This window comes from Tistrella mobilis, assembly GCF_041468085.1.
GTDB lineage: Bacteria > Pseudomonadota > Alphaproteobacteria > Tistrellales > Tistrellaceae > Tistrella > Tistrella mobilis_A.
In genome coordinates, this window is the sequence record NZ_CP121015.1 from 39,458 (window position 1) to 65,494 (window position 26,037).

Consider the following 26,037-nt stretch of genomic DNA (forward strand, 5'->3'; position numbering starts at 1 on the left):
ATCAGTAGTAGTGGCCGGCTTCCTCGCGGATCGCCTCTTCCTCCACCCGGCCCCACATGATGCGGTAGGCCCAGGCGGTATAGGCCAGGATCAGCGGCAGGAAGATCACGGTCACGACCAGCATGATGAACAGGGTCAGGTGCGAGGACGACGCATCCCAGACCGTCAGGCTGGAGCGCGGGTCGATGGAGGAGGGCAGGATGAAGGGGAACATGGAAAGCCCGACCGTCGAGATCACCCCGAAGATCGACAGCCCCGAGGCGATGATCGACAGGCCCCGGATCCGGGCGCGCAGTGCCACCAGGGTGACGGCGGCCCCGGCGAAGCCCAGCACCGGCGCGATCAGCATCCAGGGGTTGTTGGCGTAGTTCACGAACCAGGCGCCGTCGCCATGGACGACGTCTTTCAGCAGCGGGTTCGACGGGCCGTCGGCCGCCATCGGTGCCGCCAGCGCATAGCCGTCCACCCAATTGGCCAGCGCCAGCCCGCCAAGGGCGAAGAGGGCGATGGTGGCGACGGCGGCGACGGTGCCGAAATTCCGCGCCCGCTCACCCACCGCGCCGCCGGCCTTCAGGGTCAGCCAGACCGCGCCGTGCATGGCGAGCATGGCCACCGACATCAGCCCGCAGAGCAGGGCGAAGGGGTTGAGCAGGCCGAAGAAGCTGCCCTCATAGAAGGCGCGCAGCGTGTCGTCCAGCCGGAAGGGCACGCCCTGCAGCACATTGCCGATCGCGACACCGAAGATCAGCGCCGGCACGAAACCGCCCACGAACAGGGCCCAATCCCAGGCGCTGCGCCAGCCGGGCTCGATCCGCTTGGAGCGGTATTTGAACGCCACCGGCCGCAGGATCAGGGCCGCCAGCACCACGAACATGGCGAGGTAGAAGCCCGAGAACGACACCGCATAAAGCGGCGGCCAGGCCGCGAAGATGGCGCCGCCGCCCAGGATGAACCAGACCTGGTTGCCTTCCCAGACCGGGCCCACGGTGTTGATGGCGACGCGGCGTTCGACGTCGTTTTTTGCCACGAAGGGCAGCAGCAGGCCGACGCCCATGTCGAAGCCGTCGGTGGCGGCGAAGCCGATCAGCAGGATGCCGAGCAGCCCCCACCAGATCAGGCGCAGCGTGCCGTAGTCGATAAGCTCATGCAGGATCATGGCTGGTCACTCCGCCGGGAAGGGCCGGGCGGCGCCACCTGCGGCAGGCAGATGCGTCGCGGACGGGGGCGGGACGGGGTCGTGATCGGGCTGCGGCCCCTTGCGGATGGCGCGGAGCATCAGCCCCATCTCGATCACGAACAGCACGCTGTAGAACAGGGTGAACCCGGCGATCGTCAGCAGCAGCTCACCCGCACCCAGGCTGGAGACCGCCATGGCCGTGGGCAGCACGCCTTCGATGATCCAGGGCTGACGGCCGACTTCGGCCACGATCCAGCCCATTTCGGCCGCGATCCAGGGCAGCGGGATCGCCAGCACCGCGATCTTCAGCAGCCAGCGCTGTTCCCCCAGCCGGTTGCGGGCCGACTGCCAGAAGAACACGCCGGTCAGCAGGATGAAGAAGAAGCCGAGCCCGACCATGATCCGGAAGGACCAGAACAATGTCGGCACATGGGGCACCAGATCCCAGGCGGCCTGGTCGATCTGGGCATCGGTTGCAAGGCGCGGGTCGTCGACATAGCGCATCAGCAGCAGGGCATGGCCCATATTGCCACCATTGGCCTCGAAGGCCTCGCGCACCTCGGGGCCGACCGCATCGATGCTGCGGGCGGCGCGGATCTTCTGCAGCGCGTCATAGGCGATGATGCCGCTGCGGATCCTCTCCTTGCCCTTGTCGACCAGATCGTTGATGCCGGGCACTTCGGTATCGAGCGAGCGGGTGGCGATCAGGCCCAGCGCATAGGGGATGGTGATCACGTGATGGGTTTCGCGCCCCGCCTGATCGGGGAAGCCCAGCGCCGTGAAGCCGGCCGGTGCGGCTTCCGTCTCCCACATGCCTTCCATCGCCGCCAGCTTCATGCGCTGGTGTTCGGTCGCCATATAGCCGCTCTCGTCGCCCAGCACCACCACCGACAGCGAGGACAGAAGGCCGAACGAGGCCGCCACCGCCATGGAGCGTTTGGCCAGCAGCACGTGCCGTCCCTTCAGCATGTACCAGGCCGAGACGCCGAGCACGAAGATCGAGGCGGTCACATAGCCGGCCGAAACCGTGTGCACGAATTTGGCCTGGGCGACCGGGTTGAACAGCACGTCGAAGAAGTTGTCGACCTCCATCCGCATGGTCGCGGGGTTGAAGGCGGCGCCCACCGGGTTCTGCATCCAGCCATTGGCGATCAGGATCCAGAGCGCCGAGAAGTTCGACCCGATCGCCACCGCCCAGGTGGCGCAGAGGTGCTGAACCTTCGTCATCCGGTCCCAGCCGAAGAAGAACAGGCCGACGAAGGTGGCTTCCAGGAAGAAGGCCATCAGCCCCTCGATCGCCAGCGGCGCGCCGAAGATGTCGCCGACATAGTGGCTGTAATAGCTCCAGTTCATGCCGAACTGGAACTCCATGGTGATGCCGGTCGCCACGCCCAGCACGAAGTTGATGCCGAACAGCGTGCCCCAGAATTTGGTCATCTGGCGCCAGATCGCGCGGCCGGTCATCACATAGACCGTCTCCATGATCGCGATCACCACCGACAGGCCCAGGGTCAAGGGCACGAAGAGGAAGTGATAGAGGGCCGTCAGGGCGAATTGCAGCCGTGACAGCGATACGACGTCCAGTTCCATTCGAACAACTCCCGCCGGCCGGACCGGCATTATCCTTGGCCGCATCCCCGGCGACGGACGATACCGCCCGGGGCGGGCGGCTGCCGTCAGTCCGGGCGGAGCCTGTCGAGCGCTGCCCGGAACGCCGTCTCACCACGCCGGAGGTCGCCGGTGATCCGCCCGTCTTCCATGATCAGAAGCCGGTCGGCCAGGGCGGCCTCCCGCCGCAGATGCGTGACGACGAGTATCGTCTGCGTCTGCGGCATTTCCTTGACCGTTGTCAAAACCTCCGCGGCGGTCCGGGCGTCGAGCCCGTCGGTCGGCTCGTCGAGCAGCAGCAGCGGCGCATCACGCAGGAAGATGCGCGCCAGCGCCATCCGCCGCCGCTGCCCGGAAGACAGCCCTTCTCCGCCCTCTCCCAGGCGCTGGCCAAGCCCCGCCGGATGGTCGCGGACCAGCTGCCCCAGCCCCGCGCGGTCGAGTGCGGCCAGCATGCGGTCTGATGTCGCAGCCGGGTCGGCGAGCAGAAGATTGCCGGCCAGATCATCGGCGAACAGCTCGGTCGCCTGGCCGAGCAGGCTGTGCGGCAGCGCCCGGATCCGGCCCCGATCGGGCCGGCGTTCGCCGGCGATCAGCTCGACCAGGGTCGATTTGCCGGCGCCGCTCGGCCCCAGCAGCGCCACCCGCTCGCCGCGGGCGAGCGCAAGCGACAGCCCGTCGAACAGCGGCGCCGCCGCGCCGTCATGGGCGAAGTGCAGATCCTCGATCACCAGCGCCAAGGGCACCGGCGGCGGATCGGCAGCCGGCGGCGGTGGTGCGCCGCCTGTCCTGAGGGCGCGGGGCTTCAGCATGGGCAGCAGCCGGCGCGCCGCGATGACCGTGCGGCCCAGGTCGAGCACGCCGCGGCGGAGCGCCGCGAAAGGCTCCATCAGCGCCAGCGCCACCAGCACCACCAGCGCCGCCTGCGGCACCGTCGCGATGCCGGTCTGGACCAGCCCGCCCGCCGCGGCAAGGCTGCCCGCCAGCAGCACGGCGCTCGCCGCGCCGAAACCGCCGGCGGCGGCGGTGTCCAGCCGGTTCAGCCGGTCGTCGGCCAGGGCCAGCCGGTCTTCGGCCGCGGCGGCATGGTCGCGCGCCGCCGTGATGCGACCGGTCATCAGATGGTCGGTCTGGCCCGCCACCAGATCGACCGTGCGCATGCGCAGGGCCTCCAGCGCCGCCGCGCGCCGCCGGGCCGGCCGGTCGGCGGCCCGGGCCAGCGCCAGCGGCAGGGCGATGCCGGTCACCGCCACGCCCAGCCCCACCCCCAGCCCGAGCAGCGGATCGATCAGCGCCAGCGCCAGCGCCGCCAGCGCCGCGGTGATCACCGCCGCGGCCGCCGGCAGCAGCACCCTCAGGTAAAGATTGTCGAGCGCATCCACCTCCACCGTCAGCCGGTGGAGCAGCCGCGCCGGCCGGGCCTTCAGCGCCCGGGCGCGATCGGGGCGCGCATGGGCGCGGAACAGCCGTTCGCGCAGCTCCGCCAGCAGGCCCAGCGTCGCATCATGGGTCACCAGCCGCTCGCCATAGCGGCCGCCGGTGCGCAGCAGCGCCAGCATGCGGATGCCCGCCGCCGGCCGGAACACGTCAAAGGTGAGTGCAGTGGCAGCCGCACTGCCTGCGGCTGCAGTTGCGGTGATGAACCAGCCCGAGAGCCCAAGCAGCGCCACCCCCGCCAGCACGGTCAGCGCCGCCAGTGCGATGCCGGCGAGCAGCGGTTTGCGGCGCATGCGGAAGAACAGCGCCGCGGTGGCGGCGAGCGTCGCCATCCTGCCCTGTCCGCCCGGTCTCCGGCGCCGGCTCATGACCGCGGCTCCAGCCGGATCACCCGGTCGAGTGCCGCGGCCAGATCGGGATCGTGGGTCGCCACCACCAGTGTGCGGCCGGCGGTGGCCTCGATCAGCGCGGCGCGTACCCGGGCGGCGGTGTCGCCGTCCAGATGCGCGGTCGGCTCGTCGGCGAGCACGATATCGGCGGCGGGGTCGGCGATCGCCCGCGCGATCGCCAGCCGCACCGCCTCGCCGCCCGAGAGCCCGAACCCGGCCTCGCCCACCTGGCGTGCCGGGTCCACCCCCGGCAGCAGCCGGGCGAGCGGCGGGCCTGCCGCCAGATCGCGGCCGAAGCGGACATTCGCCGCCAGGCTGCCGGCGATCATATGCGGCCGATGGCCGATCCAGGCGATCCGCCGGCGCAGATCCGCCCGGGTCGATGCATCGAGCGGCGTACCGCCGATGGTGATCCGCCCGCCATCTGGCAGGGCCAGTCCGGCGATCAGCGCCAGCAGGGTGGATTTGCCCGAACCCGAGGGGCCGAACAGCGCCACCCGCTCACCGGGCGCCACCTCCAGGCCGAACCCCGCGGGGATCCCCCGGCCGCTTGCCGGATGGGCGAAGGTCAGATCCCTGAGCGACAGCGCGGGCGGGCCGGAAAGGTCGACGACCCCCGGCGCCTGGTCCGTGGCGGCCGGTGCCGCCCCCAGCGCGGTCAGCGCGTCATGCGCGGCCTCGCCCGAGGCGCGGTCGTGCCAGACCGCCGCCAGCTCGCGCAGCGGCTCGAAAAACGCCGGGGCCAGCAGCAGCACGAACAGGCCCTGGGCCAGCCCCATCCGCCCGCCCCAGGCGCCGAAACTCAGATCCCCCAGCAGGTGGAAGCCGACATAGACCGCAACCATCGCCACCCCCAGCGCCGAGAACAGCTCCAGCACCGCCGAGGACAGAAAGGCGATGCGCAGCACCGCCATGGTCCGCTGCCGCACGCCTTCGGCCGCGACCCTCAGGCGCCGCGCGGTCACGTCCACGGCATCCAGCGCCCGGATGGTGGCAAGCCCGCGCAGCCGGTCCATCAGCACCGCGTTCATGGTGCCGAGTTCGGCCAGCTGCGCCTCGCTCGCCGCCTTGGCGCGGATGCCGACCAGGGCCATGAAGAGCGGGATCAGCGGCGCCGCCACCAGCAGGATCAGCGCCGCCGCCCAGGACACCGAGGCCACAGCCGCCAGAAGCACAAAAGGAACGGTCACAACTTTCAGCTGTACCGGCTGGTAGCGGTGCAGCCAGGGCAGCACGGCTTCGGCCTGTTCCGCCACCACCGATGCCGCCGCCCCCGATGCGGCCCGGTCCGGGTCCAGCGGATCGCGGGCGGCCAGCGCCGCCAGCGCCCGGCGGCGCAACCGCCCCACCTCCGCCCGTGCGGCCCGGAACGCCATCCGGCTGCCCAGCGCCTCCAGCCCCGCCCGCAGCAGCCCCAGGGCCAGCACGGCGATGGCGGCGGGCAGCACCACCGCCGTTTCGGCGTCCATGGCCAGCCGCCCCAGCGCATCGGCAATGATCCAGGCCATGGGCAGCCAGACCAGCGCGGCGGCCAGCTGCACCAAACTTCCGGTGGTCGTGGCTCGGGGGGAATGTCTCGTCCGGTTTCGCATGTCCGCCTCGTGGAATCCTTAAGGTGAAGGGCACCACAGATTGACGCGACATGGAAGGGGGCATGGCTGCGACCTCATGCCCCGGCAGGCGGGAAGATGCAGACGGAGAGAAGAAGGGGCGAAGGGGAGGCGGATCGTCGCAGCTCTGAAATATATATTTAAGAGTCATCTTTCAGCGCCGATACTCCTCCCCACGAACCCGCCTTGCCGAAGGGATGATGCCATGACCCGCCCCGATCCCGCCACCGCCCCCGAAGAGGTGCCGGCGGCCGACATCGGCACCGACGCCCTGATCGACCATATCCTGGTCTGCTATCACGACGCCCATCGCCGCGACCTGCCAGAGCTGATCCTGCTGGCCGGGAAGGTGGCGCGGGTTCACGCCGGCAACCCGGCCCTGCCGCAGGGCCTCGCCGAGCTGCTGCGCGAGACCGCGGGCCTTCTGGAAATGCACATGAAAAAAGAGGAACTGATCCTCTTCCCCGCCATGCGCCGCGCCCCTTCGGCCCTGGTTGCGCAACCCATACGTGTCATGCGCGAAGAACACGACGATCATGGCGAGCAGATCCGCCGCCTGGAAACCATGACCGACGGCTTCACCCCACCCCCCGGCGCCTGCCGCTCCTGGACCGCCCTCTATCTGGGCCTCAGCCATTTCGTCGCGGAGCTGATGGACCACATCCATCTGGAAAACAATATACTCTTCCCGCGTTTCGAAGCCGAAGGCTGACATTCGAACCGCCGTGGTGGCCGTGTTGGTCTTCGATGGTGCTGCACCTGCCGACGCGTGCTATTCCTCCCCCCGCGCCAGCGCCGCCGCCACGGCCCGGATATCCGCATCCGACAACCCGCTGGCGGCGCGGGTCATCACCTCGGCGCGGGGGCCGCCGCCGCGGGTGCCGGCGCGCCAGAGCTGGAGCTGGGTGGCGAGATAGCCGGCATTCTGGCCGGCGAGGCGGGGGATGCCGGGTTTGGGATCGGCGCCGCCCGCGCCGTGGCAGGCGCTGCAGGCGGGTACGCGCGCCTCAGGCATGCCGTCGGCGATGATCGCGGTGCCGCGGGCCGGCTCTGCCGGATCGGCAGGGGCGGCGGGGTCCGGCTCCGGTTGCCGGCCCGCGTAATGGCGGGCGAGGCGCGCGATCATGTCGTCGTCGAGGCCGGCGGTTGCGACCTGCATGATGCCGCTGGCCCGGCGGCCGTCGCGGAAATCGGTGAGGGTGGCCGCCAGATAATCGGCGCGCTGACCGCCGATCACCGGCACCGCGCCGCCATGGGAACCGCCGTCGACGCCGTGGCAGGCGACACAGCCCGCCCGGGCGGGCAGGCTGCCGCCCGCATCCGCCGTGGCGGCGCGGCCGGAAAGCCGGGCGTAGTCGGGCCCCGCCATCTGCGGCAGGGCGCGCAGGAAGGCGACCATCGCCCAGACCTCGTCGTCGCGCGCGGGTGCGGGCCAGGCGGGCATGCCGCTGAACTTGACGCCGTGGCCGACGATGCGGAACAGCTCCGCCGGGCTCCAGGCATGGGCGGCGTGGCCAAGCCCGGGCGGGCGTGGGGTCATGTTGAAGGGCAGGGGCCCTGCGGGTGCGCCCGGGGCGCCATGGCAGAAGCGGCAGGCGGTGTCGAAATGGCCCGCGGCGCGGCGCACCAGCACCGGGTCGTCGACCTCGTCGGGCGGTTCGACGAACAGCGCATCGGTGCGGACGGAATTCTGCATCACCCAGTGCAGGGCCCAGGCGGTGATCCGCCAATGGCCCGAACTGGCGGTGACCGGCATCAGCCCGGCCCAGAGCGCCACCAGCGCCGCGGCGGCGAGCCCGGCCAGGCCGTAGAGCAGGTGGCGGAGACGGATCTTCCGGTTCATGGCGTGGTCCTTCCGTGCCGGGTATCACGGAACGCCCCGGCATCCCGGAACAGCCGCGCCATCAGCGCCACACCGCCGATCAGATAGGCGAGCCCGCCGCCCAGCAGCATGATCACCCCCCCGGCCTGCTGGTCGGCGATCAGCTGCGCCGGATCGACCCCGGTGCCGTGCAGCCCGGCAAGGCCGTGGGTGTAGAGCGGCCGGCCGGCGAAGGCGATCAGCGCACCCAGCAGGGTCATGTGCATCGAGGTCAGCAGCAGGCCGACGGTGCCGAGGGCGGCGCGGCGGGACCGGCCATCCGTCTCACCGCCCGCCAGGCCGTGGCCGAGGCAGGCGGTCCAGACCCAGAGCCCCACCGCCAGAAAGCTTGCCTGTTCGGCGGCATGGGCAAGCGCATCGGTGCGGGCGGCGGCATGCAGCGCCGGCAGATGCCAGCCCCACACCGTGACCAGCTCCGCCGCCGAGGCGATCAGCGGCCCGAAGATCAGGGGATGGCGGTCCGACAGGTCGAAGCGCGTGCCGGCGATGCCGGCGGCGAGCAACGGTGCCACCACCGCCACCAGCCCCATATGCACGGCCATATGGGCGGCGAAATCCTGGTGCGAGGCCCGCATCAGCGGCCCGCCCCAGAGCAGCGCCAGCAGGACGAGCCCGGCGACGACCAGCCCCCGGCGCATCACCGGCAATCCGCGATGAACGCGGCCGGCAGGCCGGTGAAGACCACCGCCACGAAGCTCAGGGCGGCGACCAGAAAGGTGGCCGCCCCCATCTGGCGCATGCGGGAGGCACGGGTCGGGTCGTCATGGGGGGGCGTGTCGGCGGTGAAGCCGGTATGGCGGTGGGCCGCACGGGCGGCCAGCACGATGAAGACCAGCGCCGCCGCCGTGGCGGCCGCAATCACCAGCCGCACGCCGCCCAGATCCCACCCCTTGGCGCAGGCGATGGCGGCCAGGATATAGGCGGTCAGGAAATGCAGCGCCCAGACGGTGGGCGGGGCGAGCAGGGTGACGATGGTGGCGCGGTCGGGGCGGGTCAGCATGGATGGCTCTCCCTCAGCCGCTCGCCAGCGGAAACAGGCCGATCACCGCCATGGTGACGGCAAGGGTGCCGGCGGTGAAATGCCAGTAGAGCGCGACGTTCCGGATGTCGATGTCGTGCAGCGGCGTCATATGGCCGGCGAGGCTGCGCGCCAGGCAATAGAGCTGCATCAGCACGCCCGCCGCCAGGTGCAGCGCGGTCCAGATCACCAGCACCCAGACGGTGGCGTCATAGACATGGACCACGGGGTCGAGCCCGGTGGTCAGGATGGCGGCGGCTCCGGCGGCGATGGAGGCGATGGCGAGCCCGGCACCCGCGATCAGCGCCAGCCGGGCGATTGCCACCCGGCCGGCCCGGTTGGCATGGCGGGCCGCCAGCACCGTCGCCCAGGCGGCAAGCCCGGTTGCCGCCGCGATGCCCGGCCAGGCGAGCCCCGGGCCGGTGGCTTCCGGCGGCGGGAATTCGGCATGGATGGTCCAGTAGAAGAAATAGCCGAAGACCAGGCTGATGAAGGCGGTGGCATCGCCGACCATGGTGATGCACATCGCCCACCACCCCACCGAGCGCGGCCCCGAGGCATAAAGCGGCAGGGTCAGCCCGCGGCCTGCATCCATCATGGCGGCTTCGGGCGGGCGGGCGGTGCCGGTCCAGAGCCAGCCCAGGATGACGCCGATGCCGATGATCCCGCCGGCCGTCGCCAGCCACCACCATTCGAAGGTGGCGGCGATGAAACAGGTGCCGATGAAGACGGCGGCGGCGAGCGGGCGGAAGGAATTGGTCGGCAGGCGCTGCACCTGTTCAGGCGTCGCATCCAGCACGCCGGTGATCAGGGTCTCGCGCCGGCCGGCCGCGGCATCGGGCAGATAGCCGCGGCCCTGATCCATCTCCTCTACCAGCCCCGGCTGATCCCACAGCGGATAACGGCTGGAAATCTGCGGCACCGAGCGCACGCCCCAATTCTCGTCGCTGGTTTCCACCGTCCATTCCAGCGTGCCGGCATTCCAGGGGTTGCGCGGTGCCGGCCGGCCATGGCGCAGGGCGCGGACCACGTCCACAACCACTATAAGTACCCCGATTGCCATTATATAGGCACCAAAGGTAGAGATCAGATTCAGCCAGTCCCAGCCATGGCCGGCGGGATAGGTGAAGACCCGCCGCGGCATGCCGCGCAGTCCGGTGAAATGCATCGGCAGGAAGGTGATGTTGAAGCCGGTGAAGATCAGCCAGAAGGCCCATCTGCCGAGCCGGGCCGACAGCATGCGCTTCGTGGCGAAGGGGAAGAAGTAATAGAGCCCGGCGATCAGCGGCAGCAGCATGCCGCCGATCAGGGTGTAGTGCAGATGGGCGACCACGAAATGGGTGTCGTGGGCCTGCCAGTCGAAGGGGGCCAGCGCCACCATCACCCCGGTCAGCCCGCCGAAGACGAAGACCGCGAGCGCACCGGCCGCGAACAGCATCGGCACCGAAAAGATCACCCGGCCGGTGGCCATGGTGGCGATGAACACGAAGATCTGCACGCCGGTCGGGATCGCCACCGCTTCCGACGCCGCCGAGAAGAAGCCCAGCGACAGCGCCGGCAGGCCGGTGGTGTACATGTGATGGGCCCAGAGCCCGAAGCTGAGAAAGCCGGTGCCGACGGCCGCCAGCACGATCCAGCCATAGCCGGTGATCGGCACCTGAGAGAAGGTCGGCACGATCATCGCCATCAGCGCGATCGAGGGCAGGAAGATGATGTAGACCTCCGGATGGCCGAAGATCCAGAACAGATGCTGCCACAGCACCGGGTCGCCGCCGCGATCGGGGTCGAAGAACGGCCAGTCGAACATGCGTTGCAGTTCGAACAGGATGTCGCCGGCGATCAGCGGCGGGAAGGCGAACAGGATCATCCCGGCCACGATCAGCACATACCAGCAATAGAGCGGCATCAGATGGATGCGCATGCCCGGCGGCCGGCATTTCAGCACGCCCACGATCAGTTCCACCGCCGCCGCGATCGAGGCCACCTCGATGAAGGACAGGCCGAGCAGCCAGATATCGGCGCCGATCCCGGCCAGATCCTTGTTGGTGGCCAGCGGCGGATACATGAACCAGCCGCTGGCCGGTGCCGCATCGAAAAAGATCGAGCCGGCGACGAAGGTCCCCCCGATCAGGAAGCACCAGAAGCCGAAGGCCGACAGCCGCGGAAAGGGCAGGTCGCGGGCGGCCAGCATCTGCGGCAGCAGCAGAATGGCCACCGCTTCGAAGATCGGCACGGCGAAGAGGAACATCATCATCGTGCCGTGCAGGGTGAAGGCCTGGTTGTAGAATTCCGGGCTGACCAGATCGTTCTGGGGCACCGCCAGCTGGGCGCGGACGATCAGCGCCAGCACGCCCGCAAACAGGAAGAAGCCGAAGGCGGTGACGATGTACCAGATGCCGACCTCGGTATTGTTCACCGCCGACCAGTAGCGCCAGCCCCGGGGATTGGCCCAGACATGGCGCAGCCGCGCCGCCTGTGCCTCGGCAAGCGTATTGCGGGAGAGATCGTCACTCATTGCAATCCCTCCAGATAGGCGGCAAGGGCCGAAAGATCGTCATCGGCGATCCCGCCATAGGCCGGCATCAGCACGCCGGGCTTGACCGTGGCGGTCGCCCGGATGAAATCGGCGATGTGCCGGGCCGTGTTGGGCAGAATGCCGGCGCCGATACCGTGCCGGCTGCCCAGATGGGTGAGATCGGGGCCGATCGTGCCCCGGGCATCGGTGCCGCGGATGCTGTGGCAGGCGCCGCAGCCCTCATCGTTGAACACCCGGGCCCCGCGCGCCGCCGCACTGCCCGGGGCGGGCGGGGCCGCATCCCGGCCTTCGGCGGCCAGCCAGCGGGCGAAGTCTTCGGCCGGCATCACCTCGGCGGTGAAGGCCATCAGCGTATGGCCGGTGCCGCAGAATTCGGCGCAGGCGCCGCGATAGAGGCCGGGTTTTACCGGCTTCAGCAGCTGGCGGGTCACGCGGCCGGGGATCATGTCGGTCTTGCCGGCGATCGACGGCAGCCAGAAGGAATGGATCACGTCGGGGCTGGTCAGCTCCAGCTCCACCACGGCACCTGCGGGCAGGCGCAGCTCGTTGGCCGAGACCACCGGCGGGCCGTCTTCCGGCAGATAGGTCACCCGCCACCAGAACTGTTCGCCCTGCACCCGGATCTTCAGGTCGCCGCCGCCCGCGCGCAGTTCCGGCATCAGCCGGAGGCCATGGGTCAGCAGCAGGGTCAGCACGAGGGTGGGGAAGACGGCGCCGGCGCCGATGATGAACCATTGCGCCCGCTTCTGGCTGACCGGCGGCCCCTTGCGTCGGGCCGTGGCGATGGCGGTGGCCATCACGCCGGTCCAGATCACGGCGGCGCCGGCCAGCATGATCCAGAACAGCGTTGCCACCCGGTCGGCCGCCTCGCCGGCGGGATCGAGCGTCGATTGCATGCCTGAGCAGCCGGCGAGTGCGGCGCCCGTGGCGGCGATGGCCCAGCCCCGCGCGGATCTGCGGGCGGCCGGGGCGGCCGGGGCGCGTCGTCCGAGCGTCACGGCGGTCAGCCTCCCTCGTCGCCGCCGCCGGCGGGCGGCAGGGCATAGGCGATGATCGCATCCCCGGCTTTGGTGCCGAGCGAGCCATGGCCGCCGGCCACGACCAGCAGATATTGCCGGCCGTCGGGCCCCCGATAGGACATCGGCGTCGCCTGGCCGCCGGCCGGCAGCCGGTCTTCCCAAAGCCTGCGGCCGGTCGCCATGTCGAAGGCGCGGACGTAATAATCGATGGTGCCGCTCATGAAGGCGACGCCGCCGGCGGTGATCAGCGGCCCGCCCAGATCGGGCACGCCCATTTCGAAGGGCAGCGGCACCGGGGCGCGGTCGCGGACCGTGCCGTTCAGATGCATCCAGGCGATGTCGCCGGTGCGCAGATCCGCCGCGGCGACATAGCCCCAGGGCGGCGCCTGGCAGGGCAGGCCCAGAACGGGGGAGAGCATCGGGCCGATATCGACCGCGAAGGGCGCGCCGAAATTCTCGTTGAGCCCGGGCTCGCCGTCGGAAACATAGCGCCGCTCGTCATCCGTGCGCCGGATCAGCCGGATGACGAAGGCGAGGTAAGAGGGGGTGGCGAAGACCACCTGACGTTCCGGATCGACCGCGACGCCGCCCCAGTTGAACACGCCGAAATTGCCCGGATAGACCAGCGTGCCCCGTTCCGAGGGCGGGGTATAGGCGCCCCGATAGTCCAGGCTGCGATAGCGGATCCGGCAGGCGAGCTGATCGAACATGGTGGCGCCCCACATGTCGGATTCGGCCAGCGGCGGCGGCCGGAACGACAGGGCGGAGGCGGGCTGGGTGGGGGCGGCGTGGTCGCCTTCGGCGGCACCCTGCGGTGCGGGTTCTTCGGTCACCGGCAGCACCGGTTCACCGGTGCGGCGGTCGAGCACGAAGAGATCGCCCTGTTTGGTGGGCTGAACCAGCGCCGGAACGGGGCCGCCGGGCAGGTCGAGGGCGGGCATGTCCAGATCCACCAGTGTCGGCTGGGCCGGCACGTCGCGGTCCCAGAGATCGTGATGCACGGTCTGGAACACCCAGCGCACCCGGCCGCTCGCCAGATCCAGCGCGGTGACGGAAGACGAGAAGCGTTCGGCGGCCTCTGACCGCGCCCCGCCCCACTGGTCGGGCGGCTGGTTGCCGATCGGCAGATAGACCAGCCCCAGCTCTTCATCGGCGGACGCCACCGACCAGACATTGGGCGAATTGGCGGTATAGCTGGCGCCGTCCGGCAGGGGGGCGGTCGCCTCGGGATTGCCGGTGTCGAAATTCCACACCAGCGCGCCGGTCTCGACGTCATAGGCCCTGACCACGCCCGAGGGCTCGGCCACGGACACGTTGTCGTTCACGGCACCGCCGATGATCAGCAGATCGCGGGTCACCACCGGCGGCGAGGTGGAATAATAGAAGCCCGGCTCGACATTGGGCATGCCGCGCCAGAGGTCGATCTGGCCGTTCTGGCCGAACCCGGTGCAGACCCGGCCGGTGGCCGCATCCAGCGCGATGAGCCGGGCATCGGCCGTGGGCATGAAGATCCGCCGCGTGCAAAGCGTCGCGGGATCCGCGCCCTCGCGGGCATGGTACGACACGCCCCGGCAGGTGAGGTGCTGGCGGTTGATGTTGTCGGGCACCCGGGGGTCGAAGCGCCAGCGCTCCCGGCCGGTGCCGGCATCCAGCGCGATGACGTAATTATGCGGCGTGCACAGATAAAGCGTGTCGTCGACCTTGAGCGGCGTGACCTGATAGGTGGTCTCGACCGGATCGCCCGGCCGGCGCATATCGCCGGTGTGATAGGTCCAGGCGACCTCCAGCCGGTCGACATTGCGGGGGGTGATCTCGCCGAGCGGGCTGTAGCGCTGACCGGCGGCGGTGCGGCCATAGGCGTGCCAATCACCCGCAGGAACGCCTTCGCCCGCCGGGACGCCGCCGTAATCAGGTGCGAGCTCCGCCACCCGCTCCATGGCAAGCCTGCCCGAAATGCCGTGAGAGGGGGTGGCCATCGCGATCCCCGCCACCACCACCGCCAGCACCAGCGATGCCGCCAGCGGCAGACCGCCGGGGGCAAGGCTGCGCGTGCCCAGCCGCCGGGTGATCCAGGGCATCCAGAGCCAGAGGCCCAGCACCACGATCACATCGCCGCGCGGCGCCAGCTGCCACCAGTCGAAGCCCACTTCGACCAGCGCCCAGACCAGCGTGCCGGCCATGATCGCCGCATAGACATGCAGCGCGGCCGTCCGCCGCCGGTACAGCAGCCAGGCGGTGACCAGAAAGCCCAGCCCGGCCGCGAGGTAATACCACGACCCGCCCAACCCCACGAGCCAGCCCCCGGCGCCGATCAGCCCCAGCGCGATCAGCAGGAACAGGATCGCGGTGGCGGTGATCAGCCGGGACCGCGTGCGTGTCTGAGGCGTCGGCTCGGCCATGGGGTTCCCTCCGTGTCGAACTGCCGGCGCCGGATCAACGCGGGCAGGGGGCGAAGGTTCCATGTCATGGGCCGTCAGGGGGAGGCGCACATCGCGATCTGCCGCCGCCCGATCCCGGGAGCCGCAACCAGCCTGAGCAGCGTTTCTCCGCCCCGGTTCCGCCGCGGCCGCGCGTCATGGATCCGGAGGGATGGCAGGGGGGCAGGTCAGCGCCTGTGCGCGACGGCGGGGATGACGGTGCACATGTCGCACAGGATGTCGGCCGGTGGAGATCCTGACATGAGCGCCGATCCCTGGCCCGGAGACTGTCGGTGTCATGAACAACCGCCGATGGTCCATGCACAACGCTCACCACGGCCAGCCCCGCGAAGGGCAGCTGTCAGCCCAGACGCCGAACGCCCTGAACCCGGCCCTGACCGGGCATTCCCCCTGATGGCTGACGGCACGGCTCCCGCCAGGGGATCACCGCCCGATCCTGTAGGGGCCGACCTGGATCCCGGCCTTCGCCGGGATGACGGGATTTTCTTTCAGGGACAATGGGTCGGGTCTGATTGTGCATCAGGCGGCGGGGCGACGGAAGCGAAGGCTCCCGTTGCTGGGGGGCGCGGTTTCGGTCTGCGCGCCCGTAAGGGTGCGACCGGAAGGGACCGGCGTCTGGTCCCAGGCACTTGGTTTCAATCCACGCACCCGCAAGGGTGCGACCGGTGTGGCATGATGCCCATTGTCAGACTCAAGAGCTTCAATCCACGCACCCGCAAGGGTGCGACGCGCGGCAGAATCCGCATCCCGTCGTCGCACGAGTGTTTCAATCCACGCACCCGCAAGGGTGCGACTCGGCCAGCGCCACCTCAGCCTCTGCCGATGCCCGTTTCAATCCACGCACCCGCAAGGGTGCGACCGCCCTCACCGGCCCCGCTTCCGCGCCGGCGCGGTTTCAATCCACGCACCCGCAAGGGTGCGACTCCAGGCCGCACCAGGCCGCCAGACGGGCCTGTGTTTCAATCCACGCACCCGCAAGGGTGCGACGTGCCGGCACCGGAAGCTGACCCGGTCGACGTCAAGTTTCAATCCACGCACCCGCAAGGGTGCGACTGGTGAGATCAACCATTGCGCTACCTTCCGAACGGTTTCAATCCACGCACCCGCAAGGGTGCGACTCTTTAACGGCTCCGACCCTGGGGCAGCTGTACCACGGTTTCAATCCACGCACCCGCAAGGGTGCGACCCGGCCAGTTATGTGGCGCAGACGCGGGTGTTGGCGGTTTCAATCCACGCACCCGCAAGGGTGCGACCGCTCGGGCGTCGCCAGTGCGTGGAGCGACAGCGTTTCAATCCACGCACCCGCAAGGGTGCGACGCTCCCGGGTGCCGCAAGGCACGCGCTACCGTGGGTTTCAATCCACGCACCCGCAAGGGTGCGACCGCGCAGCACTGCGGCTGACGGTGCCCGTGCTGCGTTTCAATCCACGCACCCGCAAGGGTGCGACGGGCTTGAGCAATGCTCTAGACCGGTCGCTTGCGTTTCAATCCACGCACCCGCAAGGGTGCGACTCACCCCCTCTTAATAGCCTGAATCCGCAGCCGGAAAAAGGCGATCTGCGCGAACCTCCGCTGGAGGCCATGCCAAAGTATGAACAAGAATAAATCGTGAAATTTAAGTCATTGAAAAAAGCCAGAAATTTTTTCCGCGAACCTCCCGGGGTTTTTACGGGAGCTTGGGGTTCGCGGGCGAGGCGGGGCGGGTTCTGGGGCGGTATTGGCGGTGAGAAGATCCCGTAGAGACGCCTCGTGGTTTCTGTCCGGGTCTATGGTCGCGCAGTGCTGCACAAACCCTCTGCCGTCCGTCCGGCGTGAGGGCTGACGGTTGCCTTTTGTGGGGATGACGGATCGGCCTGCCCCACAGCCCTTGCCCCGCGCCGTCCTCTCCCTTAATTTCCAAAGACCGGCTTGGAATAACGCTTTGGCATGATCCCGAAAGGGCGAGGACGCGGGTGACCGACCCCTTGAGAGACCCTTCCCTGAGACAGGCAACGGGCACGGCCGACCGGCTGCTGACCCTGATCAAGACCGGCGGGCCCGAGACCGCCGCGGCGCTGGGCCGTGCGCTGGGCACCACGGGGGAGAATGCCCGCCAGCAGCTGGTCAAGCTGGCGGCCGAGGGGCTGGTGGAGGCGCGGGCGGAGATCCGCGGCGTCGGCCGCCCGGCCCAGATCTGGCACCTCACCGATCGCGGCCAGGCCCGGTTTCCCGATGCCCATGCCGAGCTGACCGTGGCCCTGATCCGCCATGTCCGCGACCTGCTCGGCGAAGAGGCGCTCGACCGGCTGATCACCGCGCGCGAGGCCGAAACCCGCGCGGCCTATGACGCGGCGCTGGCCGACGCGGCCGATCCGGAGACCCGCCTCCAGGCGCTCGCCCGCCAGCGCAGCGCCGAAGGCTATATGGCCGAGGTCCAGCCCGCCCCCGACGGCGATGGCTGGCTGCTGATCGAAAACCACTGCCCGATCTGCGCCGCCGCCACGGCCTGCCAGGGCTTCTGCCGCGCCGAACTTGCCGTCTTCCGCACGGTGCTGGGGCCGGGATGCACGGTCACGCGCGAAGATCATATCCCGGCCGGCGGGCGGCGGTGCAGCTATCGAGTGCGGGTGGTGGCGGGCACCACCCGGTGAGCCGCCGGAGGGAACGACCTGGTGGAAATGCTATCTCTCTGATAATATTCTGGAAAATCCTCCCGGAGGCGGCGTTACATAACCTGTTATGCAGATCAGTGGGAGCCGACGGAAACGGCCCCTTTCACCGGCTGCTTGACAATGGGTTGGAAGGAGGGGAGTTCGAGGTCATGACCATTTGCTCCGGTCATGGAAACTCTAGTGCACCATCGCTGCTAAAAATCACCACGTTTGAGGTCATGACCATTTGCTCCGGTCATGGAAACCCCGCAACCCGGTCTCCCCGGGTTATCGGCCGCTTCATCCCTCTGGTCATCCGCATGCCGCGCCGTTGATGTCCGGCGCTGGCGCTGCCAGTCCCGGCACACCCTCCCCACCGTCATCCCGGCGAAGGCCGGGATCCAGGTTCGTCCCCCCACAAAGAACGCTGAACGCCCTGGTCCGGCGGTGATGGCCGACATGGTGGTCCGCACGCCCGGTCGCCTGTCCATTCCCGTGGACGCCTACCTGGATCCCGGCCTTCGCCGGGATGACGGTAGAGGGGGTGTGCAGTGGGTGGCGAGGTTTGGATCGGACATAGAGGTTTGAGGTCATGACCATTTGCTCTGGTCATGGAAACCCCGCAACCCGGTCTCCCGGGTTGTCGGTGGATTCAGCCCTCTGACCATCCGCGCGCCGCGCCGTTGATGTCCGGCGCTGTCGCTGCCAGTCCCGGCACACCCTCCTTACCGTCATCGCGGCGAAAGGCCATCGTCAGCGCCCATGCCGGATGGTGGTGTGCAGCCGGCCGGCTGCGATGCCGCCAGCTTCGACCGGCTGCATGAGCGGTTCCGGCGGGTGGCCGCGGAGCATGGGATCGGGTGGGAGGTGGGGGGCCTGTAAGGGCCGGGTGGTCAAGGCAGCAGATAGCCGGCTTCCTTCTGGTGCCGGAAAGCCAGCACATACACGGCCGTCTCGCCCGGAACATGACGGTAGAGCGCCGCATAGCCGGAGTGACCGAACGGGATCAGCAATTCCCGCAGATCCGAGCCGTCGGAGAACGGGCGACCGATATCCGGGTGAGAAGCCAGCGACACCAGGTATCGATCTATGGTTTGGCCTGCCCGTCGCGCAGCATCGGGCGCCTTGGCCGCCAGAAAGGCCTGGCAGCGCTGGATGCCGCGAACGGCAGTCCTGGTGACGATTACCTGTGGCACCGCGGTGCCGGCGTCTCGCCCTCGGTGCCCCAGCTGTTCAGCCAATCGCTGACTTCCTGGCCGGTCAGGTGCAGGCCGTCCGTCTGATACGCGGCCCAGGAGGCTTCGGCCTCCCGTCGGAAGTCGTCGCGGGCTTCCTCGCGTTCGACATATTGCCGGATCGCTTCAACCGTGACGGCATCGACGGAGCGACGGCGGCGGCCTGCTACCTCGTGGAGGCGCCGTTCGAGGTCGTCATCAATCTTGAGAGAGGTCGACATGACACTCACCTTCCGGAACGATCCCTTGATAATTTAGGCCCCTGTGGGACGGGAATCCAGCCTCTTCGCCTGCTGCCGGCGGTCCCGGCGCCGTCGCTGAACGGGCGGATGCCTTTCGGCTGTGCCGCGGCGGATGGGGCGCGTGAACGGATGGAGATCGCCCAGTGGAAATGTTATACTATTGATATTATTATTGAAAATACCGATAAGAATTGGAGCGCATAACCTGTTATGTAAATGAGCGCGACCCGACGGAAACCGTGCTTTTCGGAGGTCTCTTGACAAGGGTTTGGAAGGAGGGGAGTTTGAAGGCATGACCATTTGCTCCGGTCATGGAAACCCCGCAACCCGGTCCCCCGGGTTGTCGGTGGATTCAGCCCTCTGGCCATCCGCGCGCCGCGCCGTTGATGTCCGGCGCCGTCGCTGCCAGTCCCGGCACACCCTCCCCACCGTCATCCCGGCGAAGGCCGGGATCCAGGTTCGCCCCCCCCACAAAGAACGCTGAACGCCCTGGTCCGGCGGTGATGGCCGACATGGTGGTCCGCACGCCCGGTCGCCTGTCCATTCCCGTGGACGCCTACCTGGATCCCGGCCTTCGCCGGGATGACGGTAGAGGGGGTGTCCAGTGGATGGCGAGGTTTGGATCGGACATAGAGGTTTGAGGTCATGACCATTTGCTCCGGTCATGGAAACCCTGCAACCCGGTCCCCCCGGGTTGTCGGCCGATTAAGCCCTCTGGCCATCCGCGCGCCGCGCCGTTGATGTCCGGCGCCGTCGCTGCCAGTCCCGGCACACCCTCCCCACCGTCATCCCGGCGAAGGCCGGGATCCAGGTTCGTCCCCCCACAAAGACCGCTGAACGCCCTGGTCCGGCGGTGATGGCCGACATGGTGGTCCGCACGCCCGGTCGCCTGTCCATTCCCGTGGAAACCTACCTGGATCCCGGCCTTCGCCGGGATGACGGTAGAGGGGGTGTGCAGTGGGTGGCGAGGTTTGGATCGGACATAGAGGTTTGAGGTCATGACCATTTGCTCTGGTCATGGAAACCCCGCAACCCGGTCTCCCGGGTTGTCGGTGGATTCAGCCCTCTGGCCATCCGCGCGCCGCGCCGTTGATGTCCGGCGCCGTCGCTGCCAGTCCCGGCACACCCTCCCCACCGTCATCCCGGCGAAGGCCGGGATCCAGGTTCGCCCCCCCCACAAAGAACGCTGAACGCCCTGGTCCGGCGGTGATGGCCGACATGGTGGTCCGCACGCCCGGTCGCCTGTCCATTCCCGTGGACGCCTACCTGGATCCCGGCCTTCGCCGGGATGACGGTAGAGGGGGTGTGCAGTGGGTGGCGAGGTTTGGATCGGACATAGAGGTTTGAGGTCATGACCATTTGCTCTGGTCATGGAAACCCCGCAACCCGGTCTCCCGGGTTGTCGGCCGATTCAGCCCTCTCGCCATCCGCGCGCCGCGCCGTTGATGTCCGGCGCTGTCGCTGCCAGTCCCGGCACACCCTCCCCACCGTCATCCCGGCGAAGGCCGGGATCCAGGTTCGCCCCCCACAAAGAACGCTGAACGCCCTGGTCCGGCGGTGATGGCCGACATGGTGGTCCGCACGCCCGGTCGCCTGTCCATTCCCGTGGACGCCTACCTGGATCCCGGCCTTCGCCGGGATGACGGTAGAGGGGGTGTGCAGTGGATGGCGAGGTTTGGATCGGACATAGAGGTTTGAGGTCATGACCATTTGCTCCGGTCATGGAAACCCCGCAACCCGGTCCCCCGGGTTGTCGGCCGATTCAGCCCTCTGGCCATCCGCGCGCCGCGCCGTTGATGTCCGGCGCTGTCGCTGCCAGTCCCGGCACACCCTCCCCACCGTCATCCCGGCGAAGGCCGGGATCCAGGTTCGTCCCCCCACAAAGAACGCCACACACCCGGGTCCGGCGGTGATGGCCGACATGGTGGTCCGCACGCCCGGTCGCCTGTCCATTCCCGTGGAAACCTACCTGGATCCCGGCCTTCGCCGGGATGACGGTAGAGGGGGTGTGCAGTGGGTGGCGAGGTTTGGATCGGACATAGAGGTTTGAGGTCATGACCATTTGCTCTGGTCATGGAAACCCCGCAACCCGGTCTCCCGGGTTGTCGGTGGATTCAGCCCTCTGGCCATCCGCGCGCCGCGCCGTTGATGTCCGGCGCCGTCGCTGCCAGTCCCGGCACACCCTCCCCACCGTCATCCCGGCGAAGGCCGGGATCCAGGTTCGCCCCCCCCACAAAGAACGCTGAACGCCCTGGTCCGGCGGTGATGGCCGACATGGTGGTCCGCACGCCCGGTCGCCTGTCCATTCCCGTGGAAGCCTACCTGGATCCCGGCCGTCGCCGGGATGACGGTAGAGGGGGTGTGCAGTGGATGGCGAGGTTTGGATCGGACATAGAGGTTTGAGGTCATGACCATTTGCTCCGGTCATGGAAACCCTGCAACCCGGTCCCCCCGGGTTGTCGGCCGATTCAGCCCTCTGGCCATCCGCGCGCCGCGCCGTTGATGTCCGGCGCTGGCGCTGCCAGTCCCGGCACACCCTCCCCACCGTCATCCCGGCGAAGGCCGGGATGACGGTAGAGGGGGTGTGCAGTGGGTGGCGAGGTTTGGATCGGACATAGAGGCCAGGCTTTTGGGTGTGGTTTTGCGGGGGCATCCCGGGTCGCGGGGGTGTGTGAGCCGCAGCCGGCAATGGACGGCCCGGTGGAGCCATTGTCCTGTACACTCTCCCCACGGTTATGCCGCTCCGGCGCCCGCCCGTCTTCGCCCGATGCGGCCCACCCCGCTCAGAACACCGTGTTCTCGGCCGTGAACTTGGTCACCAGCCAGCCCTCCATCGCCTCGCTGCCGCCTTCCGAGCCGTGGCCGGACGCCTTGATGCCGCCGAAGGGGACTTCCGGGAAGCCGAGCGGGGCCTGGTTGATCGAGACCATGCCGCTTTCAAGGTCGGCCGAGACCGCCGCGGCCGTGCGGGCGCTGCCGGTATAAGCATAGGCGGCGAGGCCCCAGGGCAGGCGGTTGGCCTCGGCGATGACCGTGTCGTAATCGCGGAAGGTGGCGATGGGGGCGATCGGGCCGAAGGGTTCCTCGTTCATGATCCGGGCGGAAAGCGGCACGCCGGTCAACACGGTGGGCTGGAAGAAACAGCCCTGATTGCCGATGCGGGCGCCGCCGGTGCAGAGCTCCGCGCCCGCGGCCTGAGCATCGGCCACCAGCGCCTCCATGGCCTCCACCCGGCGCATATTGGCGAGGGGGCCCATGCCCACGCCGTCATCCAGGCCGTTGCCGACCCGGATCGCGGCGGCGGCGCGGGTGAAGGCGGCGGTGAAGGGCTCTGCGATGTCTTCATGGACCAGGAAACGGGTGGGCGAGATGCAGACCTGGCCGGCATTGCGGAATTTCTGCGCCGCCAGCGCCGCCGCGGCCTTGGCCGGATCGGCATCGGCGAACACGATCGCCGGGGCATGGCCGCCCAGCTCCATGGTGGCGCGCTTCATATGCCGCCCGGCCAGCGCCGCCAGCTCCTGCCCCACGGCGGTGGAGCCGGTGAACGAGATCTTGGCGATCACCGGATGGGGGATCAGATAGGCCGAAATCTCGGCCGGCACGCCGAAGACCAGGTTGATCACGCCCGCCGGCACCCCGGCATCGGCGAAGGCGGCGATCAGCGCGGCGCAGCTGGCCGGGGTTTCTTCCGGCCCCTTGACGATGATCGTGCAGCCGGCGGCAAGAGCGGCCGCCACCTTGCGCACCACCTGATTGATCGGGAAATTCCAGGGCGTGAAAGCCGCGGCCGGGCCGACCGGCTCGCGGGTGACGATCTGGACATGGCCGGGGGCGCGCGAGGGGATCACCCGGCCATAGGTACGGCGCGCCTCTTCGGCGAACCAGTCGATGGTATCGGCCGATCCCATCGCCTCGGCGCGGGCTTCGGCCAGCGGCTTGCCCTGTTCCAGGGTCAGGATGGGGGCGATGGCGGCCGCGCGCTCGCGCATCAGCCCGGCGGCCCTGCGCATCAGCTTCGCCCGATCGAAGGCCGGCACCCGTCGCCAGCTGCGGAAGGCGCGGTCGGCGGCCGCAAGCGCCCGGTCGAGATCGGCGGTCGAGGCATGGGCGACCCGGCCGATGGCGGTGCCGGTGGCCGGGTTCAGAACCGCCTCGTCGCGGCCGGTGCTGCCGGCGGTCCAGGCGCCGTCGATGAACAGGCGCGTGTCGGGGTAGGAGGTGGCGGCGGGACAGGAGAGAGCGGCGGACATGGGGGGGACGTCCTTGGTCTGTGAAAGCGGGGGCTTGGGTCGCGAAAGATCAGGCGCTGGCCTGGTGGTCGCCGTCCGGTGCGGTCTCTTCATGGCGCCAGCGCAGCCGCACCCCGCCCGAGGGCGTGGGATCGAGGGTCGGGATCGCCTGGAGCAGCCGCTTCGTATAGGGATCGGCCGGGGCGTCGAAGATCCGGTCGCGCGGGCCTTCTTCGACGATCCGGCCCTGGTTCATCACCACCACCCGGTTGGCCAGCTGTTCCACCACCGCCAGATCATGGCTGATGAACAGGCAGGCGAAGCCGTGGCGGCGCTGGAGATCGGCGAAGAGGTCGAGGATCTGGGCGCGCACGGTGGTATCGAGTGCCGAGACCGGCTCGTCGGCGATCACCAGCCGCGGCCGGCGGACGACGGCACGGGCGATGGCGATGCGCTGGCGCTGGCCGCCCGAGAGTTCATGGGGGTAGCGGGCGGCATGGGTGTCGTCGAGCCCGACCTCGGCCAGAACCTCCAGCACCCGGGCGCGGATGGCGGCCCGGTCCAGCCCCGATCCGCGGAGCGCCTCGCCGATCGCCTGGGCGACGGTCATCCGCGGATCCAGCGAGGAATAGGGGTCCTGGAAGACCATCTGGCAGTTGCGGCGATAGGCGGTCCAGGCCGGGCCCGACCGATCGGTCACGGGCTGGCCGTCGAAGATCAGCCGGCCGCCCCCCGGCTTTTGCAGGCTGGCGAGCACCCGGCCGAGCGTGGTCTTGCCCGAGCCCGAGCCGCCGACCACCGCCACCACCTCGCGCGGGCGGATGACGAGGTCGATGCCGTGAAGCGCACGCTTGTGCGCACCACGCCGGAACAACCCGCCGCGGCCGCCGAAATCGACCGTCAACCCCTGCACCTCCACCAGCGGCGGGGCGTCTGCCGCCACCTCGGGCACCTGCCGGCGGCGGGGCATGGCGCCCAGCAGCTTGCGGGTATAGGGATGGGCGGGGGCGCGCAGGATCTGATCGGTCGGCCCCTGTTCCACGATTTCGCCCCGGCACATCACGATGACGCGGTGGGAATAGCGCGCGACCATGGCGAGGTCGTGGCTGATCATCAGCACGGCGGTGTCGTTCTCGGCGGTCAGCGCCACCATCAGCTCCAGCACGTCGCGCTGCACCACGGCATCGAGCGCGGTGGTGGGCTCGTCGGCGACCAGCAGCGCCGGTTTGGGCAGCATCACCGAGGCCAGCATGATCCTCTGGCGCATGCCGCCCGAGAATTCATGCGGCCAGGCCGTCAGCACCCGTTCGGGATCGCTCAACCCCACCCGCCGGAGCATGGCGAGGATGGCGGCGCGGCGGCCGGCGGCATCGAGCCCGGTGTGCAGCGTCAGCGCCTCTTCCAGCTGCCGGCCGATGGTCAGCGAGGGGTTGAGCGAGGTCATCGGCTCCTGGAAGACCATGCCGATCCGCCCGCCGCGGAGGGCCCGCAGCTCGCGCGGGGTCATGTCGTCCAGCGCCCGGCCGTCGATCCGGATGTGGCCGCCGCGGCGGCGGATGGCGGGCGGCGTCAGCCCCAGCACGGCGCGGGCGGCGAGCGTCTTGCCGCTGCCGCTTTCGCCGACCACGGCGACGATCTCGCCCGCCCGGACCTGAAAGCCCACCCGGTCGACCACCAGCCGGCCGGTCTCGCCGATGCCGAGCGACAGCTCCGAGACGTCGAGCAGCGGCGTGGCGGCAGTATCGCGCCCGGTCATGCACCCGGTCATGCAATATTCCTCATCCGCGGGTCCAGGCGGTCGCGCAGCGCGTCGCCGAGCAGGTTGATGCCGAGCAGGGTCAACGAGATGCAGAGCCCCGGGAAGATGCCGAGCCAGGGGGCCTGGCCCATGAAGGCGCGCCCGCCTGAGAGCATGTTGCCCCAGCTGGGGGCCGGCGGCGGCGCGCCGAGACCCAGGAAGGAAAGCGCGCTTTCCGACAACAGCACCCAGCCGAACATCGAGGTCGCGAGCACCGTCAGCGGCGCCACGCAATTGGGCAGGATGTGGCGGACCATGGTGTAGGCCTGGCCATGGCCCATCACGCGCGAGGCCTCGATGAAGGCATTTTCGCGCAGGGACAGCACCGTGCCGCGCATCACCCGGGCGACCGAGGGCGTGTAGGCAAGGCCCAGCGCCAGCACGATGCCGCCGGGGCTTGCCCCCAGCACCACCAGCAGGCCGAGCGCCAGCAGGATGCCCGGGAAGGCGAGCAGGGCATCGTTGAAGGTCATCACGATCCGGTCGGTCCAGCCGCGGAAATAGCCGGCCAGGATGCCGATGATGCTGCCGGCGATGATCGCGAAGACCACGGTGGTGAGCGCGATGGTCATGCTGGAGGAGGCGCCGGCCATCAGCCGGCTGAGCACGTCGCGGCCGAATTCGTCGGTGCCGAGCAGATGGGCGCCGCCCGGGGCGGCAAGGCGGGCGCGCAGGTTCAGCGCCAGCGGATCCTGCGGCGTCCAGACCGTGGCGAGCATGGCCACCACGATCATGACACCGACCAGCACCAGGCCTGAAAGGCCGCGCAGGGACCTGAAGATCATCA

The 26,037-nt window shown here is 69.3% G+C and carries 17 protein-coding genes and 1 CRISPR repeat array; of the genes, 2 read left to right on the forward strand and 15 right to left on the reverse strand.

Annotated elements, in window-relative coordinates:
* Window position 1: 1 nt before the first annotated feature.
* The 4 genes from cydB to cydD form a co-directional block, all read right to left on the reverse strand.
* Window positions 2-1,156, reverse strand: coding sequence for a cytochrome d ubiquinol oxidase subunit II (gene cydB / locus P7L68_RS03230; RefSeq protein ID WP_371999692.1), 1,155 nt, complete (start codon window positions 1,154-1,156; stop codon window positions 2-4).
* Window positions 1,157-1,162: 6 nt separating this feature from the next.
* A complete protein-coding gene (locus P7L68_RS03235; RefSeq protein ID WP_371999694.1) occupies window positions 1,163-2,767 on the reverse strand; it encodes a cytochrome ubiquinol oxidase subunit I in 1,605 nt (534 codons plus the stop codon).
* Between the two features lie 86 nt (window positions 2,768-2,853).
* On the reverse strand, window positions 2,854-4,554 hold the full coding sequence (locus P7L68_RS03240; RefSeq protein WP_371999696.1) for an amino acid ABC transporter ATP-binding/permease protein: 1,701 nt from the start codon (window positions 4,552-4,554) through the stop codon (window positions 2,854-2,856).
* A 32-nt stretch (window positions 4,555-4,586) separates the two neighbouring features.
* Window positions 4,587-6,203, reverse strand: a complete 1,617-nt coding sequence (gene cydD, locus P7L68_RS03245) for a thiol reductant ABC exporter subunit CydD (RefSeq protein ID WP_371999698.1) — start codon at window positions 6,201-6,203, stop codon at window positions 4,587-4,589.
* A gap of 223 nt (window positions 6,204-6,426) precedes the next feature.
* Here cydD and P7L68_RS03250 point away from each other — a divergent pair, with 223 nt between their 5' ends.
* Window positions 6,427-6,933 (forward strand): hemerythrin domain-containing protein, encoded by a 507-nt coding sequence (locus P7L68_RS03250; protein ID WP_371999699.1) that lies wholly within the window; start codon window positions 6,427-6,429, stop codon window positions 6,931-6,933.
* A 60-nt stretch (window positions 6,934-6,993) separates the two neighbouring features.
* Here P7L68_RS03250 and P7L68_RS03255 read toward each other — a convergent pair whose 3' ends face one another.
* Genes P7L68_RS03255 through P7L68_RS03280 form a run of 6 tightly spaced genes read right to left on the reverse strand, consistent with a single transcriptional unit; the run spans window position 6,994 to window position 15,075 of the window.
* Window positions 6,994-8,064: a c-type cytochrome gene (locus P7L68_RS03255; protein WP_371999701.1), complete on the reverse strand. Its 1,071-nt coding sequence runs from the start codon at window positions 8,062-8,064 to the stop codon at window positions 6,994-6,996.
* Window positions 8,061-8,741, reverse strand: a complete 681-nt coding sequence (locus P7L68_RS03260; protein WP_371999702.1) for a cytochrome c oxidase assembly protein — start codon at window positions 8,739-8,741, stop codon at window positions 8,061-8,063. The genes P7L68_RS03255 and P7L68_RS03260 overlap by 4 nt, the downstream gene beginning before the upstream one ends.
* Window positions 8,741-9,103, reverse strand: coding sequence for a transmembrane prediction (locus P7L68_RS03265; protein WP_371999704.1), 363 nt, complete (start codon window positions 9,101-9,103; stop codon window positions 8,741-8,743). The genes P7L68_RS03260 and P7L68_RS03265 overlap by 1 nt, the downstream gene beginning before the upstream one ends.
* 13 nt (window positions 9,104-9,116) lie before the next feature.
* The gene (gene ctaD / locus P7L68_RS03270) at window positions 9,117-11,636 is read right to left on the reverse strand and encodes a cytochrome c oxidase subunit I (RefSeq protein ID WP_371999705.1); all 2,520 of its coding nucleotides are present in this window, start codon (window positions 11,634-11,636) and stop codon (window positions 9,117-9,119) included.
* On the reverse strand, window positions 11,633-12,655 hold the full coding sequence (locus P7L68_RS03275) for a c-type cytochrome (RefSeq protein ID WP_371999707.1): 1,023 nt from the start codon (window positions 12,653-12,655) through the stop codon (window positions 11,633-11,635). The genes ctaD and P7L68_RS03275 overlap by 4 nt, the downstream gene beginning before the upstream one ends.
* Before the next feature lie 5 nt (window positions 12,656-12,660).
* Window positions 12,661-15,075 carry a glucose/quinate/shikimate family membrane-bound PQQ-dependent dehydrogenase gene (locus P7L68_RS03280; RefSeq protein WP_371999709.1) on the reverse strand — a complete coding sequence of 805 codons (2,415 nt, stop codon included), beginning with the start codon at window positions 15,073-15,075 and terminating at the stop codon, window positions 12,661-12,663.
* 607 nt (window positions 15,076-15,682) lie between these two features.
* Window positions 15,683-16,625: a CRISPR direct-repeat array (repeat unit 31 nt; unit sequence GTTTCAATCCACGCACCCGCAAGGGTGCGAC).
* A gap of 452 nt (window positions 16,626-17,077) precedes the next feature.
* On the opposite strand from P7L68_RS03280, the gene P7L68_RS03285 reads away from it, so the two are divergent.
* A complete protein-coding gene (locus tag P7L68_RS03285) occupies window positions 17,078-17,743 on the forward strand; it encodes a helix-turn-helix transcriptional regulator (RefSeq protein WP_371999711.1) in 666 nt (221 codons plus the stop codon).
* Between the two features lie 893 nt (window positions 17,744-18,636).
* Here the strand turns inward: P7L68_RS03285 and P7L68_RS03290 are convergent.
* The 5 genes from P7L68_RS03290 to P7L68_RS03310 form a co-directional block, all read right to left on the reverse strand.
* Entirely contained in the window at window positions 18,637-18,900 is a 264-nt protein-coding gene (locus tag P7L68_RS03290) for a type II toxin-antitoxin system RelE/ParE family toxin (protein ID WP_371999950.1), read from the reverse strand.
* A 26-nt stretch (window positions 18,901-18,926) separates the two neighbouring features.
* Complete coding sequence (locus P7L68_RS03295; RefSeq protein ID WP_371999713.1) at window positions 18,927-19,199, reverse strand: CopG family ribbon-helix-helix protein; 273 nt, start codon at window positions 19,197-19,199, stop codon at window positions 18,927-18,929.
* Window positions 19,200-22,003: 2,804 nt separating this feature from the next.
* Window positions 22,004-23,473 (reverse strand): NAD-dependent succinate-semialdehyde dehydrogenase, encoded by a 1,470-nt coding sequence (locus P7L68_RS03300; protein ID WP_371999715.1) that lies wholly within the window; start codon window positions 23,471-23,473, stop codon window positions 22,004-22,006.
* 49 nt (window positions 23,474-23,522) lie between these two features.
* Window positions 23,523-25,220: an ABC transporter ATP-binding protein gene (locus P7L68_RS03305; protein WP_371999716.1), complete on the reverse strand. Its 1,698-nt coding sequence runs from the start codon at window positions 25,218-25,220 to the stop codon at window positions 23,523-23,525.
* Entirely contained in the window at window positions 25,217-26,035 is an 819-nt protein-coding gene (locus P7L68_RS03310) for an ABC transporter permease (protein ID WP_371999718.1), read from the reverse strand. The genes P7L68_RS03305 and P7L68_RS03310 overlap by 4 nt, the downstream gene beginning before the upstream one ends.
* Window positions 26,036-26,037 lie beyond the last annotated feature (2 nt).